The sequence below is a fragment of the Streptomyces sp. UC4497 genome, from assembly GCF_054871485.1.
Genome location: NZ_JBTYHB010000006.1, coordinates 48,206 through 68,435 on the forward strand (window position 1 = coordinate 48,206; position 20,230 = coordinate 68,435).

General features: G+C 68.9%; 16 protein-coding genes. 2 read left to right on the forward strand and 14 right to left on the reverse strand.

Features of this window, described 5'->3' with window-relative positions:
• Positions 1 to 10: 10 nt before the first annotated feature.
• The 8 genes from rodA to folC all read right to left on the reverse strand — a co-directional run bounded on the left by rodA (position 11) and on the right by folC (position 9,160).
• On the reverse strand, positions 11 to 1,207 hold the full coding sequence (gene rodA, locus ACYSUO_RS10725) for a rod shape-determining protein RodA (RefSeq protein WP_461775833.1): 1,197 nt from the start codon (positions 1,205 to 1,207) through the stop codon (positions 11 to 13).
• Positions 1,208 to 1,209: 2 nt separating this feature from the next.
• The gene (gene mrdA, locus ACYSUO_RS10730) at positions 1,210 to 3,402 is read right to left on the reverse strand and encodes a penicillin-binding protein 2 (protein WP_461775834.1); all 2,193 of its coding nucleotides are present in this window, start codon (positions 3,400 to 3,402) and stop codon (positions 1,210 to 1,212) included.
• Positions 3,403 to 3,506: 104 nt separating this feature from the next.
• Positions 3,507 to 4,184 carry a rod shape-determining protein MreD gene (gene mreD / locus ACYSUO_RS10735; protein WP_426903654.1) on the reverse strand — a complete coding sequence of 226 codons (678 nt, stop codon included), beginning with the start codon at positions 4,182 to 4,184 and terminating at the stop codon, positions 3,507 to 3,509.
• 18 nt (positions 4,185 to 4,202) lie between these two features.
• Entirely contained in the window at positions 4,203 to 5,189 is a 987-nt protein-coding gene (gene mreC / locus ACYSUO_RS10740; RefSeq protein ID WP_461775835.1) for a rod shape-determining protein MreC, read from the reverse strand.
• Between the two features lie 164 nt (positions 5,190 to 5,353).
• Entirely contained in the window at positions 5,354 to 6,373 is a 1,020-nt protein-coding gene (locus tag ACYSUO_RS10745; protein ID WP_266719674.1) for a rod shape-determining protein, read from the reverse strand.
• A 388-nt stretch (positions 6,374 to 6,761) separates the two neighbouring features.
• The gene (gene ndk, locus ACYSUO_RS10750; protein WP_461775836.1) at positions 6,762 to 7,175 is read right to left on the reverse strand and encodes a nucleoside-diphosphate kinase; all 414 of its coding nucleotides are present in this window, start codon (positions 7,173 to 7,175) and stop codon (positions 6,762 to 6,764) included.
• 102 nt (positions 7,176 to 7,277) lie between these two features.
• A complete protein-coding gene (locus ACYSUO_RS10755; protein WP_461775837.1) occupies positions 7,278 to 7,616 on the reverse strand; it encodes a DUF4233 domain-containing protein in 339 nt (112 codons plus the stop codon).
• A gap of 5 nt (positions 7,617 to 7,621) precedes the next feature.
• The gene (folC, locus tag ACYSUO_RS10760; RefSeq protein WP_461775838.1) at positions 7,622 to 9,160 is read right to left on the reverse strand and encodes a bifunctional tetrahydrofolate synthase/dihydrofolate synthase; all 1,539 of its coding nucleotides are present in this window, start codon (positions 9,158 to 9,160) and stop codon (positions 7,622 to 7,624) included.
• A gap of 133 nt (positions 9,161 to 9,293) precedes the next feature.
• Here folC and ACYSUO_RS10765 point away from each other — a divergent pair, with 133 nt between their 5' ends.
• Entirely contained in the window at positions 9,294 to 10,334 is a 1,041-nt protein-coding gene (locus ACYSUO_RS10765) for a rod shape-determining protein (protein WP_461775839.1), read from the forward strand.
• Positions 10,335 to 10,450: 116 nt separating this feature from the next.
• Here ACYSUO_RS10765 and ACYSUO_RS10770 read toward each other — a convergent pair whose 3' ends face one another.
• Both ACYSUO_RS10770 and ACYSUO_RS10775 read right to left on the reverse strand, forming a co-directional pair.
• Complete coding sequence (locus ACYSUO_RS10770; protein WP_461775840.1) at positions 10,451 to 11,656, reverse strand: sensor histidine kinase; 1,206 nt, start codon at positions 11,654 to 11,656, stop codon at positions 10,451 to 10,453.
• A 111-nt stretch (positions 11,657 to 11,767) separates the two neighbouring features.
• On the reverse strand, positions 11,768 to 14,392 hold the full coding sequence (locus tag ACYSUO_RS10775) for a valine--tRNA ligase (RefSeq protein ID WP_461775841.1): 2,625 nt from the start codon (positions 14,390 to 14,392) through the stop codon (positions 11,768 to 11,770).
• A gap of 115 nt (positions 14,393 to 14,507) precedes the next feature.
• Between ACYSUO_RS10775 and ACYSUO_RS10780 the strand changes: the two genes are divergently transcribed.
• Positions 14,508 to 15,554 carry a hypothetical protein gene (locus ACYSUO_RS10780; protein ID WP_461775842.1) on the forward strand — a complete coding sequence of 349 codons (1,047 nt, stop codon included), beginning with the start codon at positions 14,508 to 14,510 and terminating at the stop codon, positions 15,552 to 15,554.
• A gap of 74 nt (positions 15,555 to 15,628) precedes the next feature.
• Here ACYSUO_RS10780 and clpX read toward each other — a convergent pair whose 3' ends face one another.
• The 4 genes from clpX to tig form a co-directional block, all read right to left on the reverse strand.
• Positions 15,629 to 16,915 carry an ATP-dependent Clp protease ATP-binding subunit ClpX gene (clpX, locus tag ACYSUO_RS10785; protein ID WP_426903647.1) on the reverse strand — a complete coding sequence of 429 codons (1,287 nt, stop codon included), beginning with the start codon at positions 16,913 to 16,915 and terminating at the stop codon, positions 15,629 to 15,631.
• A gap of 155 nt (positions 16,916 to 17,070) precedes the next feature.
• On the reverse strand, positions 17,071 to 17,730 hold the full coding sequence (locus ACYSUO_RS10790; protein WP_326022560.1) for an ATP-dependent Clp protease proteolytic subunit: 660 nt from the start codon (positions 17,728 to 17,730) through the stop codon (positions 17,071 to 17,073).
• A gap of 61 nt (positions 17,731 to 17,791) precedes the next feature.
• Positions 17,792 to 18,397 (reverse strand): ATP-dependent Clp protease proteolytic subunit, encoded by a 606-nt coding sequence (locus tag ACYSUO_RS10795; protein WP_266725478.1) that lies wholly within the window; start codon positions 18,395 to 18,397, stop codon positions 17,792 to 17,794.
• A gap of 392 nt (positions 18,398 to 18,789) precedes the next feature.
• Complete coding sequence (gene tig / locus ACYSUO_RS10800; RefSeq protein WP_461775843.1) at positions 18,790 to 20,172, reverse strand: trigger factor; 1,383 nt, start codon at positions 20,170 to 20,172, stop codon at positions 18,790 to 18,792.
• Positions 20,173 to 20,230: the final 58 nt, after the last annotated feature.

Here is a 20,230-nt window from a genome sequence, read left to right on the forward strand (position 1 = left end):
GAGGGGCCGGCTACGCCGACATCGGCCTCTGTACCTTGATCGATTGCAGCAGCCCGACCGCCACCCACACCGCGAACATCGATGAACCGCCGTACGACACGAACGGGAGCGGGAGGCCCGCCACCGGCATGATGCCGAGCGTCATGCCGACGTTCTCGAAGGCCTGGAAGGCGAACCAGGCGATGATGCCCGCCGCGACGATCGTGCCGTACAGCTCGCTCGTGCCGCGCGCGATCTTGCACGCCCGCCACAGCACCACACCGAGCAGCAGCAGGATCAGGCCCGCACCCAGGAAGCCGAGCTCCTCACCGGCCACCGTGAACACGAAGTCCGTCTGCTGCTCCGGCACGAACTGGCCGGTGGTCTGCGAGCCGTGGAAGAGGCCCGCGCCCGAAAGCCCGCCCGAACCGATCGCGATACGCGCCTGGTTGGTGTTGTAGCCGACGCCCGCCGGGTCGAGCGCGGGGTTGGCGAAGGCCGCGAAGCGGGCGATCTGGTAGTCGTCCAGGACGCCCAGCTTCCAGACCGCCACCGCGCCCGCCGCGCCGACGCCGATGAGCCCGAGCACCCACCGGTTCGAGGCGCCCGACGCGAGCAGCACGCCGAGCACGATCATCACCATCACCATGACGGACCCGAGGTCCGGCATCAGCATGACGATCAGCATCGGCACCGCGGCGAGGCCGAGGGCCTGCAACACCGTGCGGTGGTCGGGGTGTTCGCGGTCGCCCGCGTCGACGCGGGTCGCCAGCAGCATCGCCATGCCCAGGATGATCGTGATCTTCACGAACTCGGAGGGCTGCAGCGAGAATCCGCCGCCGATGACGATCCAGGCGTGCGCGCCGTTCACGGTGGCGCCGAGCGGGGTGAGCACGAGGAGCACGAGGAAGACGGAGATCCCGTACAGGATCGGCACCGCCGTGCGCAGCGTCCGGTGCCCGAGCCAGATCGTGCCCGCCATCAGCGCGACGCCGATGCCGGTGTTCAGCAGGTGCCGGAACAGGAAGTAGTACGGGTCGCCCTGGTTGAGCTCGGTCCTGTTGCGCGTGGCCGAGAAGACGAGCGCGGCGCCGATGAACGACAGCGCGATCGCCGAGAGCAGTATCGGCCAGTCGAGCCTGCGCAGCACCGAGTCGCGGGCCATGAGCCGCGTCATGGTGGAACGCTGCGGCCCGTAGCCGGAGACGGAGAAGCCGTTACCGGTCACGGTCAGTCCCTCCTGCTGTTGCCGTAGGAGGAGGTGGGCAGCGTCGCCGCCAACTCCTGCTGGGCGGGCGTCGTGTCCTTGGCCGGCCGGAACGGCTTGATCTCCGGGGCGTCGATCGAACCGTCCTTCTGGATCTTCGGCAGGTTCTTCTGCGGCTCGGGCAGCAGGGCCTTCTTCTTGTTGATGCCGCCCTTGGCGTCGACTCCGTAGAGGGCGTCGTAGATCTTGCGGACGGCGGGGCCGGAGGCTCCGGAACCCGTACCACCCTGGGAGATCGTCATGACGACCGAGTAGTCCTTCGTGTACGTCGCGAACCAGGAGGTCGTCTGCTTGCCGTAGACCTCGGCCGTACCGGTCTTGGCGTGCATCGGGATCTTGTTCTGCGGCCAGCCGCCGAAGCGCCAGGCGGCGGTGCCCCGGGTGGCGACGCCCGCGAGGGCGTCGTTGATCTGGCGCTGGGTCTGCTTCGTCATGGGCAGCTTGCCCGCCGGCTTCGGGGCGATCTCGCTGACCTGCTTGCCGTCGGGGCTGATCACGGCCTTGCCGACCGCGGGCTGGTACAGGGTGCCGCCGTTGGAGATCGCTCCGTAGATCCTGGCCATCTGGATCGGCGTGACGAGGGTGTCGCCCTGGCCGATGGAGTAGTTGACCTCGTCACCGGCGCGCATCACGTTGCCCTGGCGGCAGTTCTCCCAGTTGAGCCGCTCGACGTAGGAGCCGCCCTTCTTGCCGCCCTTGCACCAGGCGTCCTTGTTGGCCTTCCAGTACTGCTGCTTCCACTTCCGGTCGGGGACCCGGCCCTCCACCTCGTTGGGCAGGTCGATGCCGGTCTCCTTGCCGAGGCCGAACTGGTGCGCCGTCTTGTAGAAGGCGTCGTCGGCGTTGACGCCGCCCTTCGGGTTGATCCCGCCGAGCTTCTGCCACTCCCGGTGGGCGAGGCGGTAGAAGACGGTGTCGCAGGAGACCTCGAGCGCCTTGCCGAGGTCGATCGAGCCGTACCCCTTGGACTCGAAGTTCTTGAAGACCTGGCTGCCGATCGAGTACGAGCTGGAGCACTCGTACCTGTTGCTGAAGTCGTAGCCGGCGTTGACCGCGGCCGTGGTCGGGATGACCTTGAAGATCGAGCCGGGCGCCGACTGGCCCTGGATCGCCCGGTTCAGCAGCGGGTAGTTGGACTTCTTGCCGGTGAGCCTCGCGTAGTCCTTGCCGGAGATGCCGCCGACCCAGGCGTTCGGGTCGTACGTCGGGTTGGAGGCCATGGCGACGACGCGGCCGGTCTTGGCCTCCATCACCACGACCGAGCCGGAGTCGGCCTTGTAGTTCTCGCCGGTGTTCTTGTCGAACTCGTGCCGGGCGGCCTTCATCGCCGCGTCCAGCTCCTTCTCGGCGACGGACTGCACGCGTGCGTCTATCGACGTGACGATGTTCGCCCCGGGCTCGGCCTTGTCGCTCTCGGCGCGGCCGATGACGCGGCCGAGGTTGTCGACCTCGTAGCGGGTGACGCCGGCCTTGCCGCGCAGGTCCTTGTCGTACGTGCGCTCGAGGCCGCTGCGGCCGACCTGGTCGGAGCGCAGGTACGGCGAGTCGGAGTTCTTGGCCTTCTCGATCTCCGCGTCGGTGACCGGGGAGAGATAGCCGAGGACCTGCGCGGTGTTGGAGCCGCCGGGTCCCGCGTAGCGGCGCACGGCGGTGGGCTCGGCGGTGATGCCGGGGAAGTCCTCGCTGCGCTCGCGGATCTGCAGGGCCTGCTTGGGCGTGGCCTCGTCGGTGATCGGGATCGGCTGGTACGGCGAGCCGTTCCAGCAGGGCTGCGGCGTCTTCGCGTCGCAGAGCCTGACCTTCTCCTGCACCTGCTTGGGCTTCAGCCCGAGGACCTTGGCGAGCTTGGCGAGGACGGCCTTGCCCTCGTCGTCCATCTTCATCAGGTCGGTGCGGGAGGCGGAGACGACGAGCCGCGTCTCGTTGTCGGCGAGCGGGATGCCGCGGGCGTCGAGGATGGAGCCGCGGGTGGCGGGCGTGACGACCTGTTGGACGTGGTTCCCGGAGGCCTCCTTGGCGTACTCGTCGCCGTTGCGGATCTGGAGGTACCAGAGGCGGCCGCCGAGGGTGAGCAGGAGGGAGAGGACGAGGATCTGGAGGATGATGAGGCGGATCTGGACGCGGGGTGTCCGGCCCGTCTCGGGGATGTTGGTCACGGTGGCGTGCTCCCCCTCTCAGTACGAGGACGTGTACGAGTACGAGTAGGTGTACACGCCGAAGCTGTGCGTGCCTGCGCTGTCGTCGGTCAACTGCCGTGCGCTCACAGGCGCTTGACCCCCTTGATGCGGCCCGCACGGGAAGCGCGTGCCTTGACCGTCCGCATCCGCAGGCCGCCGCTCTTGCCACCGACGCTCAGGCCCGTGCCACCGCCGGAGAGCCAGCCGGAGGAGACGTCGGCGGCCTTGGCGGAGCTGCCGGAGGTCTCGCCCAGCGGATCGTTCTCCGCTCGTCTGGCGAGCGCCATCACCCCGGGTACGACGAACGGGGCGAGCAGCAGGTCGTAGAGGGCCGCGGTGAAGATGAGGCTGCCGAGGCCGACGTCGCGTGCGGCGGTGTCGCCGACGAGCGCGCCCACGCCCGCGTACAGCAGGGTCGTGCCGATGGCTGCGCCGACGACCACGAGCATGGGGCCCGCGGCCGAACGCAGCTGGCCGTTCTCGGGCTTGGCGAGGCCCGCCAGATAGCCGATGACGCAGAGCACGAGGGCGTAGCGGCCGGCGGCGTGGTCAGCGGGCGGGGCGAGGTCGGCGAGGAGTCCCGCGCCGAAGCCGACGAAGGCGCCGCCCACGTGCCCGTACACGAGGGCCAGGCCGAGGACGGTGAGGAGCATCAGGTCGGGTACGGCGCCGGGCAGTTGCAGCCGGGCCAGGACACAGACCTGGAGGACGAGGGCCACGACGACAAGGACCGTGGAGAGCAGCATTCGGTTGAAGCGCATGATTCCTTGCTCCTCCTGCTACTGCTGCTGGTCTGCGTTGTTGTCTGCGGCGTTCTCGCCGTTTCCGGCGTCGGCGCCGTCGCCCTCGCCGTTCGCGCCCGGGGTGGCCGTCACGGTCACGGTGGGCGTCGGCTTGGGCTTGGCGGGTTTCTTCGGCAGCACCGTGTCCCTCGGGTCGGTGCGCGGCGCCTGCACGACCACACCGACGATGTCGAGCTTGGTGAAGCCGACGTACGGCTTCACGTAGACGGTGCGGGTCAGGTCGCCGCCGGAGGGGTCGACGCGGACGACGCGGCCGACCGGGACGCCGGGCACGAACGGCTTGTCGGCCTGCGAGCCGAAGGTGACGAGCCGTTCGCCCTTGCTCACCTTGGCCTTGCCGTTGAGGAGCTGGACGCGCAGCGGGCGGTCGCCCTGCCCGGAGGCGAAGCCCAGCTCGTCGGACTTCTCCATCCGGGTGCCGACGGTGAAGTCGGGGTCGTTGGCGAGCAGCACGGTCGAGGTGTTGGGGCCGACGGTGGTGACGCGGCCGACCAGACCGTCGCCGTTGAGCACCGTCATGTCGCGCTTGAGGCCGTCGTTGGCGCCGGCGTCGATGGTGACGGTCCAGGAGAAGCCCTGCGCGGCGCCGATGGCGATGACCTGGGCTCCCTTGATGCCGTACTGGCCCGCGCCCGCCGTCTTCAGCATGGCGTCGAGCTGGCGGACCTTGCTGCGGTTGCGGTCGCCGCTGCCGAGCTTGGCCTTCAACGCGGCGTTCTCTTGCTCCAGTTGGCCGATGCGGTTGTGCCGCTTGTCGGAGTCGCGGACCGCGCTTATGGCGTTGCCGATCGGGTCGACGGCGCCCGACACCCCGTTCTCCACCGGGCCGAAGACCGTGGCGGCCGCGTGGCGGGCACCGTCGACCGGCGAGTCCTCGCCGCCGCGGATGTCCACCGTGATCAGTGCGAACGCGATGGCGATCAGCAGCACCAGGAGCAGCCGGCTCTCTCGTGTGTCCCTCACGTGCGGCGGCCGTGCCTTCCTCTATCGATTGCGTCGAGCGGTACTCGGTTGTGTCGAGCGGTGCGTCGGAGGATTTCTTATGCCTTGCCTATATATCAACGATCCGCCGTACGAGGTGGCAGGCACTCGTACGGCGGACCCTCCCCGTCAGGTGTACGACACACTCATCTGCGCGGCGAGGCGTCCAGAACCTGCTGGAGCGCCTCGAACTCCTCGACGCACTTGCCGGAACCGAGCGCCACGCTGTCCAGCGGGTCCTCGGCGATATGGATCGGCATGCCGGTCTCGCGGCGCAGCCGCTCGTCGAGACCGCGCAGCAGGGCGCCGCCACCGGTGAGAACGATGCCGCGGTCCATTACGTCACCGGACAGCTCCGGCGGGCACTTGTCGAGGGTGGTCTTCACGGCGTCGACGATCGCGTTGACCGGTTCCTCGATCGCCTTGCGGACTTCCGCCGCCGAGATGACGACGGTCTTCGGCAGCCCCGACACCAGGTCGCGGCCGCGGATCTCGGTGTGTTCGTCGGAGTCGAGGTCGTACGCGGAGCCGATCGTGATCTTGATCTGTTCGGCGGTGCGCTCACCGAGGAGGAGCGAGTACTCCTTCTTGATGTGCTGGATGATCGCGTTGTCCAGCTCGTCGCCCGCGACGCGGATGGACTGCGCCGTGACGATTCCGCCGAGCGAGATCACCGCGACCTCGGTGGTGCCGCCGCCGATGTCCACCACCATGTTGCCCGTGGCCTCGTGGACCGGGAGGCCGGAGCCGATGGCCGCGGCCATGGGCTCCTCGATGATGTGCACCTGGCGGGCACCGGCCTGCGAAGAGGCCTCGATGACCGCGCGGCGCTCGACGCCGGTGATGCCGGACGGCACACAGACGACGACACGGGGCCGGGCGAGGTAGCGCCGCTTGTGCACCTTCAGGATGAAGTAGCGGAGCATGCGCTCGGTGATCTCGAAGTCGGCGATCACGCCGTCCTTCAGCGGGCGGACCGCCACGATGTTGCCCGGCGTACGCCCGATCATCTTCTTGGCTTCGGCACCGACCGCGAGGATGCCACCGGTGTTGGTGTTGATGGCGACCACGGACGGCTCATTGAGCACGATCCCTCGACCCCTGACGTACACCAGCGTGTTGGCGGTCCCGAGGTCGACAGCCATGTCACGGCCGATGAACGACATTGAGTTCCCCATCAGGATTCGTCTGGCCTTCCCAAGTGGAGCGTTTGATGGCTTGTCAGGTAGGCGAGAGGTGGACGCGGTGTGGCGTGGAGGCTCCATCGTAGTCTCGCCTGCACGATCACGGCGCGAGGGTCTTCGCCATTGTCAGCATGGGAGTCCCCGCCCCGCTAATGGGGACGTCCCGACGGAGGAGTGCGTTCCCCCAATTGGGCCGCATATGCAAAAGAGCGGCCCGAATTCTCGGGCCGCTCCTGGTCAGTGGCGCTCCGTGACTGACGCGGCATCAGAAAACGAACTCGCCGGTCTCATGGAGCGGACACCGGGTGTCTCACGCGAGTGGGCCGAAGTCCGGAATACGAGAAGACCGGATTTCCGACCCTTCATCCCGTTACGCGAAATCCGGGAAGAAAAGCTTCAGCTCGCGCGCCGCCGACTCCTCGGAGTCGGAGGCATGGATCAGGTTCTCACGAACGATGGTGCCGAAGTCACCACGGATCGAACCGGGCGCGGCGGCGATCGGGTCCGTGGGACCGGCCAGCTGGCGTACGCCGTCGATCACGCGCTCACCCTCGACGACCAGCGCGACCACAGGTCCCGAGGACATGAAGTCGACCAGCGGCTCGTAGAACGGCTTGCCCTTGTGCTCGCCGTAGTGCGCCTCCAGCGTCTCCTGGCTCAGGCTGCGCAGTTCGAGCGCGCTGATCGTCCAGCCGGCCTTGCGCTCGATGCGGCCGATGATCTCGCCGATCAGGCCGCGGCGGACGGCGTCGGGCTTGAGCAGGACGAGCGTGCGCTGGGTCATTCGCGGGACTCCTTGTAGGCCTAGATGTGCGGTGACGCCCGAGGTTACAGGGCGTGACCACCGGCCCGGCAGGCGGGCGGGCGGCACCGCGCCCGCCCCCTCCTACGCCTCCGCCTGCGCGGCCCACCGCGCCTTCGCCTCGTCGACCTTGCGGCCGAAGTGGACCGAGGCCCACCACAGGCCCGCGAAGCAGGCGCCGAGGAAGAACATGACCGGGACGAAGAAGCCACTGATGATCAGGGCGATCTGCAGCGCCCAGCCGAGCTGCACGCCGCCCGGCCGCGTCACCATGCCGCACAGCAGCACGCTGAGCAGCATCGCGACGCCGCTCACCGTCCACACCAGGGTGGCCGACAGATCGGGGTCCTTCATCGCGACGAGCCCGGCGAAGCCGATGACGAAGAACTCGGCGAGCAGGGTCGAGGAACAGAGAATACGCACGGCGATCAGCCCTTCCCCAGGAGCAGCCGGGCTTCGCCGACCGTGATCACGGAACCGGTGACGAGCACTCCCCCGCCCGCGTACTCGCCCTCTTCCTCGGCGAGCGTGATCGCGGCCTCCAGCGCGTCGTCGAGGCGCGGCTCGACCTGGACGCGCTCGTCGCCGAAGACCTCCACCGCGATGCCCGCCAACTCGTCGGCGTCCATGGCCCGGTGGCTGGAATTCTGCGTGACGACGACCTCCGCGAAGATCGGCTCGAAGGCCTCCAGGAGCCCCCGTACATTCTTGTCGCCGCTGGCGCCCACGACACCGATGAGGCGGCTGAAGTCGAAGACCTCGCCGATCGCCTCCGCGGTGACGCGCGCGCCCGCCGGGTTGTGCGCGGCGTCGAGCACGATCGTCGGCGAACGGCGCACGACCTCCAGGCGGCCCGGCGACGTGGCCGAGGCGAACGCGGTGCGGATGGTGTCGATGTCGAGCGGGCGCGCGTGCTGCGAGCCGATGCCGAAGAACGCCTCGACGGCGGAGAGCGCCACCGCCGCGTTGTGCGCCTGGTGCGCGCCGTGCAGCGGCAGGAAGATGTCCTCGTACTCGCCACCGAGCCCGCGCAGGGTCACCAACTGGCCGCCGACGGCCACCTCGCGGCGTACGACGCCGAACTCCAGGCCCTCGCGGGCCACGGTCGCGTCCGTCTCCACGGCCTTCTTGAGGATCACCTGCGCCGCGTCCACCGGCTGCTGCGCCATGATCACGGAGGCGTCCTGCTTGATGATCCCGGACTTCTCGCCGGCGATCTCGCCGGGCGTCTCACCGAGCCGGTCGGTGTGGTCGAGGTCGATGGGGGTGATGACCGCGACCGATCCGTCGATCACGTTCGTCGCGTCCCAGCTGCCGCCCATGCCGACCTCGACGACCGCCACGTCCACCGGGGCGTCCGCGAAGGCCGCGTAGGCCATGCCGGTCAGCACCTCGAAGAACGAGAGGCGGTACTCCTGCCGGGCGTCGACCATCTCGACGTACGGCTTGATGTCGTCGTACGTCTCGATGAAGCGCTCGTGGTCGATCGGGGCGCCGTCGAGGCTGATCCGCTCGGTGATCGACTGGACGTGCGGCGAGGTGTACCGGCCGGTGCGCAGGTCGAAGGCCGTGAGCAGGGCCTCGATCATGCGGGCCGTGGACGTCTTGCCGTTCGTGCCCGTGATGTGGATCGAGGGGTACGCGCGCTGCGGCTCGCCCAGCACGTCCATCAGCGCCGCGATGCGGTCGACGGAGGGCTCGAGCTTCGTCTCGCCCCAGCGGGTGGCGAGCTCCGCCTCCACCACCCGCAGCGCCTTCTCCACCTCGGGGTCCTGCGGGCGGGCCGGGATGCCGTCGCCCTGCGGCGGGGCGGACTGGGTGCGCAGGGTGCGGCTGCCGGCCTCGATCACCGCGAGGTCGGGGTCGCGGGTGGTCTCTTCGCCGACGATCTCTTCGAACTGGTCGGCGTCGTCGGGGTTGTCGGGGAAGCCGGGGTCGCTGCTGTCGCGCGGGGGGAGGTCACTCACGCACGCCAGTCTACGGAGGTCCACCGACAGCGCGCCCGACGCCACCCGACGTCCCGTTTCGGGACTTTGGGCCTGTCCGTTTCGGGACCTTGGTCCCTCCGGAACGTCCTTCCGCCCGGCAAACTTGCTGATCATGGACATAGGCATCGATCTCGGCACCGCCAACACCCTTCTCTACGTGCGCGGTCAGGGGATCGTGCTGAACGAACCCTCGGTCGTCGCCGTGAAGGCCGGTTCCGGCAAGGGCGGCTCCGGCAAGGGCGGTGGCCGCGGTGACGTGCTCGCCGTGGGCAGCGAGGCGAAGGAGACCATCGGGCGCACGCCGGGGTCGATCACCGCGATCCGGCCGCTGCGGGACGGCGTGATCAGCGACTACGAGGCGGCCGAGGCGATGATCCGGCACTTCGTCCGCAAGGCGGTGCCGGGGCGGCGGCCCCGCACGCGCATGGTGGTGTGCGTGCCGAGCGGGGTCACGCCCGTGGAGCGGCGGGCCATCGAGCACGCGGCGCAGCGGGCCGGTGCGAAGGCCGTGCACCTGATCGAGGAGCCGATGGCGGCGGCGATCGGGGCGGGGCTCCCGGTCTCCGATCCGCGCGGGTCGATGGTCGTGGACATCGGCGGCGGCACGAGCGAGGTGGCCGTCATCTCGCTGGGCGGCGTGGTCACTTCGCAGTCGCTGCGGGTCGGTGGCGACCGGTTCGACGAGGCGATCACGGACTACGTGCGCAAGGAGCACGGGCTGCTGATCGGCGAGCGCACGGCCGAGGACATCAAGGTCGCGATCGGCTCGGCGTGGCCCGTACCGGGTGAGGACGCGTTCGAGATGCGGGCGTTCACCGTGCGGGGGCGGGAGAAGGTGGTGGGCCTGCCGAAGACGGTCGAGCTGACGGTGCGGGAGGTGCGGGCGGCGCTGGACGAGCCCGTGGAGTCGGTGATCGCCGCGGTGAAGGCGACGTTGGAGGAGTGTCCTCCGGAGTTGTCGGGGGACGTGATGGAGCACGGGATCGTGTTGACGGGTGGGGGTGCGTTGTTGCCGGGTCTTGATCTGCGGATTGCCTCCGGCACGGGGATTCCGGTGTTCGTGGCGGACGATCCGCTGGGCAGCGTGGCGCTCGGGTGCGGGAAGTGTGTGGACGACTTTGATGGGTTGCAGCGGATGCTTGCAGCGGCTTAGGCGGGTGTTCGTAGGGGCTGCGCCCCCTCGCCTGATTTTCGTAGGGGCTCGGTGAGCTTGGCGACCTACTGTCGCGCCGGGGTTTGCGCAGTTCCCCGCGCCCCTAAAGAAGCCCACTACGTCCTTGCCGGGAAGGTTGCTTCAACCTCGTATGTGGCCGCGTTCGTCGGGCCTGCTCGGAACGTGCCGCCCAAGGAGTCGACCCGCTCTGACATGCCGGCCGTGCCGGTGCCTGCTGAGACGGGGGCGGTCGTTGGGATGTGTGTCGGCAGCGGGTTCGTGACCGTGACGTGGAGGCGGTTTGCCGAGACCGATACCGTCACGGTCACCGGCTGGCCAGGGGCGTGTTTCGCGGCGTTCGTGAGGCACTCCTGGACGACGCGGTAGACCGCCGCCTGGCGCAGCGGGGACTGGGCGCGGGCGGCGGCGTCCACGTCGACCGTGACCTCGTTGCCGGCCGCCGCGCTCTCCTCGGCGAGCCTGGGCAGCGCGTCGAGGCCGGGGGTCGGGGCGCCGCCTCCGCTGCCGCGGCGCACGACGATCTCGTTGAGCAGCAGGTGCGCCCGCCGCGCCGTCTCGGACAGCTCGTCGAAGTCCTGCTCCCAGTGCTCACCGCGGGCCCGCCGTGACAGCACCTCCGCCCGCACCGACAGCATCGTCAGCTCGCGGCCCACGAAGTCGTGCACGTCGCCCGCGACGTCGGAGCGCTCCTGCTGCACGGCCTGGAGCAGCGCGGTCTCGGCGCCCTTGGCCTCCAGGGCGCGTACGAGGTCGATACGGCGCGCGGCGATCCCGACGCCGGTGGCGAGCACGCCTATGGGCACGGCGAGGGCGAGGAACTGGCTGACGCTCTCGCCGCCCCGGTACGCGGGCCATTCGAAGAGCGCGAACGCGGCGCAGGCCCAGACGAGGTAGGCGCCGCAGGCGAGGATGCCGGAGCCCCGGCCCCGGTAGCGGGCCACGGAGTACAGGGCGAACTGGATCAGGGTCACATCGTGCAGCCAGCCGAGGAAGGCCATCCCGACGACGAACGACAGCCAGGGCCCCCACGGCTCGCGCCTGCGCAGCAGCAGCGTCGCGGCGCCGAGGGCGAGCACGAGCGTGGCGGACGTCCCGTTGAGCGCGTTGTCCGCCCTGGCCAGGCCGGGGATGTCCAGGCCCATCAGGGCGAAGCAGCCGGCGGCCGTGACGAGGTCGACGGCGTGCGGGGTGCCGCGCCAGCGCTCCAGGCGCGACCAGAGACGGCCGGCGCGACGGCCCGCGACACCCGTCGCCGCCCCGCTCGCCGCCGCCCCGTCGGCCTCGTCGTGCATGCGCCTCATCTCCGCGTACCTGCGCCCGGTATGCCACCTTTCTTACCTTGATCCGGCGCGCCGGGCAGCACGAAGGCCCCGGACCCGAGAGCGGGTTCCGGGGCCTTCGTGGACCGCTGGTCAGGCCTGCGGCAGCCGGTCCAACTGGGCCTGGATCCGGGCGATGTCCTCGTCCGCCTTGGCGAGGCGGCCCTTGATCTTGTCGACCACGTGGTCCGGGGCCTTGGCGAGGAACGCCTCGTTGCCCAGCTTGCCCTCGGACTGCGCCTTGTCCTTCTCTGCGGCGGCGAGGTCCTTGGCGAGGCGCTTGCGCTCCGCCGCCACGTCGATCGCGCCGGACAGGTCGAGCGCCACCTCGGCGCCCGCGACCGGCAGCGTGGCGGTGGCCGCGAAGCCCTCGCCCTCCGGCTGCAGCTTGAGCAGCTGGCGGATCGCCGGCTCGTGCGCGGCGAGCGCGGTGCCGTCCAGGGAGAGGCGCGCCGGGACGCGCTGGCCCGCCTTGAGGCCCTGGTCGCCCTTGAAGCGGCGGACCTCGGTGACGACCTGCTGGAGCGTCGCGATCTCCTGCTCGGCGGCCTCGTCGCGGAAGCCGCTGTCCTTGGGCCAGTCGGCGATGACCACGGACTCGCCGCCCGTGAGCGTCGTCCACAGCGTCTCGGTGACGAACGGGACCACCGGGTGCAGCAGGCGCAGCATGACGTCCAGGACCTCGCCGAGGACCCGGCTCGACACCTTCGCCGGCTCGCCGCCCGCCATGAACGTCGTCTTCGACAGCTCGACGTACCAGTCGAAGACCTCGTCCCACGCGAAGTGGTAGAGCGCGTCGGAGAGCTTCGCGAACTGGTAGTCGTCGTAGAACGCGTCGACCTCGGCAACCGTCTTGTTGAGGCGCGACAGGATCCAGCGGTCCGTCGCCGTCATCTCGGACGGCTCCGGCAGCGGGCCCTCGACGGTCGCGCCGTTCATGAGCGCGAAGCGCGTCGCGTTCCAGATCTTGTTGGCGAAGTTGCGGGACGCCTGGACCCAGTCCTCGCCGATCGGGACGTCGATACCGGGGTTGGCGCCGCGCGCGAGCGTGAACCGCAGCGCGTCGGAGCCGTAGGTGTCCATCCAGTCCAGCGGGTTGACCGCGTTGCCGAAGGACTTCGACATCTTCTTGCCGTGCTCGTCACGGACCATGCCGTGGAACGCGATGGTCTTGAAGGGGATCTCGCCGTCCATCGCGTACAGGCCGAACATCATCATCCGGGCGACCCAGAAGAACATCAGGTCGTAGCCGGTGACCAGGGCCGAGTTCGGATAGAACTTGGCCAGGTCCTCGGTCTGCTCCGGCCAGCCCAGCGTGGAGAAGGGCCACAGGCCGGACGAGAACCAGGTGTCCAGGACGTCGGTGTCCTGGTGCCAGCCCTCGCCGCTCGGCGCCTGCTCGTCGGGGCCGACGCAGACGGTCTCGCCGTTCGGGCCGTGCCAGACGGGGATGCGGTGGCCCCACCACAACTGGCGCGAGATGCACCAGTCGTTGAGGTTGTCGACCCAGTCGAAGTAGCGCTGCGACAGGTCGGCGGGGTGGATGTTCACCCGGCCGTCGCGGACCGCGTCGCCCGCGGCCTTGGCGAGCGTCTCGACCTTCACCCACCACTGCAGCGAGAGCCTCGGCTCCAGCGTCGTCTTGCACCGCGAGCAGTGTCCGACCGAGTGCACGTACGGCCGCTTCTCGGCGACGATCCGGCCCTCGGCCCGCAGCGCGGCGACGATCGCGGAGCGCGCCTCGAAGCGGTCGAGGCCCTCGAAGGGGCCGTGGGCGGTGATGACGCCGCGCTCGTCCAGGACTTCGAGCGCCTCGAGGTCGTGGCGCTGGCCGATCGCGAAGTCGTTCGGGTCGTGGGCGGGGGTCACCTTGACGGCGCCGGTGCCGAACTCCGGGTCGACGTGCGTGTCCGCGACGACGGGGATCGTGCGCCCGGTCAGCGGCAGCTTGATCTGCTTGCCGATCAGGTGCGCGTACCGCTCGTCGTCCGGGTGCACGGCGACCGCGGTGTCGCCCAGCATCGTCTCGGCGCGTGTCGTCGCGACGACGATGGTGTCCTCGCCCTCGCCGTACTTCATGGAGACGAGCTCGCCGTCGTCGTCCTGGTAGTCCACCTCGATGTCCGAGATGGCCGTCAGGCAGCGCGGGCACCAGTTGCTGATGCGCTCGGCGCGGTAGATCAGGCCGTCGTCGAACATCTTCTTGAAGACGGTCTGGACCGCGCGGGACAGTCCCTCGTCCATCGTGAAGCGGTCGCGGCTCCACGCCACACCGTTGCCCAGGCGGCGCATCTGACCGGCGATCTGGCCGCCGGACTCGGCCTTCCACTGCCAGACGCGCTCGACGAACGCCTCACGGCCCAGGTCGTGCCGGGACAGGCCCTCCTTGGCGAGTTCGCGCTCCACCACGTTCTGCGTGGCGATGCCGGCGTGGTCCATGCCGGGCTGCCACAGCGTCTCGTAGCCCTGCATGCGCTTGCGGCGGGTGAGGGCGTCGATCAGCGTGTGCTCGAAGGCGTGGCCCAGGTGCAGGGAGCCCGTGACGTTCGGCGGCGGGATGACGATCGTGTACGGCGGCTTCTCGCTCTTGGGATCGGCATCGAAGTAACCGCGCTCTACCCAGCGCTCGTACAGCGGCCCCTCTACTTCGGCCGGCGCGTACTGGGTCGGCAGTTCGGAGGTGGGCGCTGGGGTCTGCTGCTGAGAGTTCTCGGTCACGGAGCCAGTTTAGAGGGGTTACAAGCTCGTACTGAAACCGAATCCGGTGGAACGGATCGCACCCACGTACGTCAGGATGTCGGCAGCACATAAGCAACGGGAGGGAACGCGAGTAATGAGCCACAACCAGCCGGGCCCCTATGGGAACCAGCCGCCCCAGCAGCCGGGACCCTACGGCCAGCAGCCCCAGCAGCCTGGACCCTACGGTCAGCCGCAGCAGCCGGGTCCGTACGGCCAGCCGCAGCAGGCGCCGCAGCCCGGCTACGGTTACCCGCAGCAGCCGCCCCAGCAGGCACCCCAGGGCGTTCCGCCCCAGCAGCCGCCGGGCCCGTACGGCCAGCCGCCGCAGCAGGCGCCCGGCGGTTACGGCCAGCCCCAGCAGCCGGGCCCATACGGTCAGCCGCAGCAGGCTCCGTACGGCCAGTACCCGCAGCAGCCGCCCACCGGCGGGGGCGGCAACAAGAAGGTGCTGGGCATCGTGCTCGGCGCGGTCGTCGTGGTGGCGGCTCTCGGGGTGGGGGGCTACTTCATCTTCGGCGGTGACAGCGGCAGTGGCGGCGGCAGTTCCGTGGCGGACGACGGCCAGCACAAGCTGACGACGCCGTCGACGGTCCTCGGCGAGTACCAGAAGAGCACCTCGAACACCTCCAGCAGCGGCACCTTCAGCGACAGCGACCTGGAGGAGGCCAAGAAGTGGGGCGTGACCGACCCCAAGAGCGTGAACGCCAGCTACAAGGCGGGCTCCGGCACCTCGGTCAAGGCGATCAACTTCGGTGGCGTGTACGGCAAGATCGAGGACCCGGAGAAGGTCGTCGACTCGATGTTCACCGAGATGGAGAAGAAGTCCAAGGAAGAGGCCGGCGGCGCGAGCGGCGCCAAGGTCTCCTTCGAGGGCGCGCCCCAGAAGTTCGAGCCGGCCGGCTTCAAGAACGGCGTCCTGAAGTGCCAGAACGCCAAGTACGAGATGCCCGGAGGCAGTTCATCCACCGCGGGTGTGCCGTCGAGCTTCAAGATGCCGATGTGCATCTGGGGTGACCACAGCACGGTCACGTACATCGTGTACTCCGACAGCGGCGCCATCATCTCGAAGAAGGAGCAGCCGCTGAGCGAGGCGGCCGACACGACGGCGAAGCTGCGCAACGAGGTACGCGTCAAGTCCTGACGGCGGGAACGCGCATGAGTAGGGCCCCGGTCGGAGATCCGACCGGGGCCCTACTCGTGCCGACTGGTGTGCCGCTACGCCGACTTCTGCTCGCCGCTGCCGCCACCACGGGCGTCGCGCGGGATCAGCGTCGGGTTCACGTTCGAGTGGACGGCGTCCGCAGTGATGACGACGCGGGCCACGTCCTTGCGGGACGGGACCTCGTACATCACCGACTGGAGGACCTCCTCCATGATGGCGCGCAGCCCTCGCGCGCCGGTGCGGCGCAGGATCGCCTGGTCGGCGATGGCCTCGAGCGCCTCGCGCTCGAAGTCCAGCTCCACACCGTCGAGTTCGAAGAGCCGCTCGTACTGCTTGACCAGAGCGTTCTTCGGCTCGACGAGGATCTGGAGCAGCGCCTCGCGGTCGAGGTTCTGGACCGCGGTGATGACCGGGAGCCGGCCGATGAACTCCGGGATCATCCCGAACTTCACCAGGTCCTCCGGCATGACCTCCTGGAACTGGTCCTTCTCGTCGAGCTCGCGCTTGGAGTGCAGGGTCGCGCCGAAGCCGATGCCCTTGGCGCCCGCCCGCGACTCGATGATCTTCTCGAGACCGGAGAACGCGCCGCCCACGATGAACAGCACGTTCGTCGTGTCGATCTGGATGAACTCCTGGTGCGGGTGCTTGCGTCCGCCCTGCGGCGGCACCGAGGCGCTGGTCCCCTCAAGGATCTTGAGGAGCGCCTGCTGCACACCCTCACCGCTCACATCACGCGTGATCGACGGGTTCTCCGACTTGCGGGCGACCTTGTCGATCTCGTCGATGTAGATGATCCCGGTCTCGGCCTTCTTGACGTCGTAGTCGGCCGCCTGGATCAGCTTGAGCAGAATGTTCTCGACGTCCTCGCCGACGTAGCCCGCCTCCGTCAGCGCCGTCGCGTCGGCGATGGCGAACGGGACGTTGAGCATGCGCGCCAGCGTCTGTGCGAGGAGCGTCTTGCCGGAGCCGGTCGGGCCGAGGAGCAGGATGTTGGACTTCGCGAGCTCGATCGCGTCGTCCCGCCCGTTCGCCCCGCCGTTCTCGCCGGCCTGGACGCGCTTGTAGTGGTTGTACACCGCGACGGACAGGGCCTTCTTGGCGGCTTCCTGTCCTACGACGTAGCTCTCGAGGAACTCGTAGATCTCGCGCGGCTTGGGCAGTTCCTCCCAGCGCACTTCGCTCGTCTCCGCGAGCTCTTCCTCGATGATCTCGTTGCAGAGGTCGATGCACTCGTCGCAGATGTACACACCGGGGCCTGCGATGAGCTTCTTGACCTGCTTCTGACTCTTTCCGCAGAACGAGCACTTGAGCAGATCGCCGCCGTCACCGATGCGTGCCACGAGGTGCTTCCCCTTCGCCTGGGAGACGCCACGTTCAGCGGCTCCTGGTGCCTGTATCCGACGGTACCTTGCCGGGCCCCCCGTTCGGGCCCCCCTTGGCACGGTTCACTTTGACGTGGACCGTGCCAAGGGGACGGCAGACGATACAGCGCCTACTACGCGATCGCCTCGTTGTTCATCTTGCGCGTCGAGACGACCTGGTCGACCAGGCCGTACGCGAGCGCGTCCTCGGCCGTGAGGATCTTGTCGCGCTCGATGTCGTCGCGGATCTTCTCGATCGGCGTCGTCGAGTGCTTGGCCAGCATGTCTTCCAGCTGAGCACGCATACGCATGATCTCGTTGGCCGCGATCTCCAGGTCGGAGAGCTGCTCACGGCCGGTGCCGCCGGAGGGCTGGTGGATCAGCACGCGCGCGTTGGTCAGCGCCATGCGCTTGCCCGGGGTGCCGGCGGCCAGCAGGACGGCGGCCGCGGAGGCGGCCTGGCCCATGCAGACCGTCTGGATGTCCGGCTTCACGAACTGCATCGTGTCGTAGATGGCCGTGAGGGCCGTGAACGAGCCGCCGGGGCTGTTGATGTAGATGGAGATGTCGCGGTCCGGGTCCATCGACTCCAGGCACAGCAGCTGCGCCATGACGTCGTTGGCCGACGCGTCGTCGATCTGCACGCCGAGGAAGATGATGCGCTCCTCGAAGAGCTTCGCGTACGGGTCGTACTCGCGCACGCCCTGCGAGGTGCGCTCGACGAAGCGCGGCACCACGTAGCGGTTGTCGACCTGGGGGCCCGTGTACAGGCCGCTGCCGGGGAAGTTGTTCATGGTCGGTGTTCCGTCCTGGTGAAGGTGGGCTTGGCTGGCTGTGCCGACGTGATCGCGAGGATCAGGCGCCGGTGCCGCCGCCGCCCGGAACGCCCGTAGCGGCAGTGATGATCTCGTCGATGAGGCCGTACTCCTTGGCCTCCTCGGTGGTGAACCAGCGGTCGCGGTCACCGTCACGGATGATCGTCTCGACACTCTGGCCCGAGTGGCGCGCGGTGATCTCGGCCATGCGCTTCTTCGTGCGCAGCAGGTACTCGGCCTGGATCTTCACGTCCGAAGCGGTACCGCCGATGCCGGCGGAGCCCTGGTGCATCAGGATGTCGGTGTGCGGCAGCGCGAAGCGCTTGCCCGCCGAGCCGCCGGTCAGCAGGAACTGGCCCATGGAGGCGGCCATACCCATGCCGATGGTGACGACGTCGTTCGGGATGTACTGCATGGTGTCGTAGATCGCCATGCCGGCCGTCACCGAGCCGCCGGGGCTGTTGATGTACAGGAAGATGTCCTTGTCCGGGTCTGCGGCAAGGAGCAGCATCTGTGCGGTGATCTTGTTCGCGATGTCGTCGTCGACCTGCTGGCCGAGGAAGACGATGCGCTCGCCGAGCAGCCGGTTGTAGACATGGTCGCCGAGGCCACCACCGATGGACGGCTCGCCTGCGGCGGAAGGCATCAGATTCGTCACGGATCCACCTGCTCGTCTCTGACGGCTACGCGCCGTCTCGCGTCTTTAGCTGGGGCCGGGGGTCACGCTCGCGACTCCCCTGCCCTCCTCTTCATGGACCCTAACGCGCGGCCCCCTCCGGGGAATCCCGCGAGTGGAACTGTTCGCTGTGAGCGCAGGTACGCTCCGCTCCTGTTCCGGGAGGCTGGGCACGGCTCCCTAGGGGCGCGGGGAACTGCGCAATCCCCGCGCATGACCGCAGGCGGCCACAGAAGCTCAGGCACGACGCGTCTTGCGCCCCACCGGGGCTGGGCGCGCAGTTCCCCGCGCCCCTACGGGGCACTGAGGCCCCCGGAACCGCACGGTTCCGGGGGCCTCAGTCACGTTCCTGAGCGGAGCGCTTACTTGTTCTCGGCCTCGGCGGCCTCGGTGGACTCGGCGGCGGCCTCCGCGGCCTCCTCCGTCTCCTCCTCGTCGTCCGAGAGGTCGACGATCTCGCCGTTGGTGTCCTTGACCGTGGCGGCCTCGACGACCGTGGCAAGGGCCTTTCCGCGGGCGACCTCGCCGACGAGCATCGGGACCTGGCCACCCTCGACGACGGCCTGGGCGAACTGGTCGGGGGACATGCCGGAGGAAGCGGCGCGGCGCATGAGGTGCTCGGTGAGCTCCTCCTGGCTGACGTTCAGCTTCTCCTTGTTGACGAGCTCGTCGAGGACGAACTGCGTCTTGATGCCCTTGACGGCCTGCTCGCTCGTCTCGGCGTCGAACTCCTCGACCGTCTTGCCCTGGATCTCGAGGAACTTCTCGAGGTTCAGGCCCATCTGGGCGAGCTGGTGGTTCTCGAGGTTGTGCTTGCGGGTCTGGACCTCGTCCTCGAGCAGCTTCTCCGGGACGGGAACCTCGACCAGCTCGAGCAGCTTCTCCAGGACGCGCTCCTGGGCCTGCGTGGCCTGGTCGTTCAGCTTCTGGTTCTCGAGGCGCTTGCGGCTGTCGGCCTTCAGCTCGTCGAGGGTGTCGAACTCGGAGGCGAGCTGCGCGAACTCGTCGTCCAGCTCCGGCAGTTCGCGCTTGGCGACCTGGCTCACCTTGACGGTGACCTCGGCGTCCTTGCCCTCGGCGGAGCCGCCCTTGAGCTCGGAGGTGAAGGTGGCCTCGCCACCGGCCTCCAGGCCCTTGACGGCGTCGTCGATGCCGTCGAGGAGCTCGCCCGAGCCGATGGTGTACGAGACGCCGGAGGCGACGCCGTCCTCGAGGACCTCGCCCTCGACCTTGGCCTCCAGGTCGATCGTCACGACGTCGCCGTCCTCGGCGGCGCGCTCGACCGGCGCGGTGGAGGCGAAGCGGTCGCGCAGCTGCTCGACGGCCTTGTCGACGTCCTCTTCGGTGACCTCGGTGGCGTCGACCTCGACCTCGATGCCGGAGTAGTCCGGGATCTCGATCGTCGGGCGGACGTCGACCTCAGCGGTGAAGTTCAGCGTCTCGCCGTCCTTCAGGTCCGTGATGTCGACCTCGGGCTGACCGAGGACGTTGAGCTCCGCCTCGTTGACGGCCTCGGTGTAGAACTTCGGGAGCGCGTCGTTGACAGCCTCTTCGAGGACCGCACCGCGGCCGAAGCGCTGGTCGATGACGCGGGCCGGGATCTTGCCCTTGCGGAAGCCCTTCACCGTGACCTGCTGGTTGATCTTCTTGTACGCCGCGTCGAGGCTGTCCTTGAGCTCCTCGAAGGGCACCTCAATGCTGAGCCGAACCCGGGTCGGGTTCAGGGTCTCGACGGCGCTCTTCACGGTGGGTCTCCTTGGGGGCTGACTTCTGGGATCGTGCCCGGCTTTAGAGACACACGGG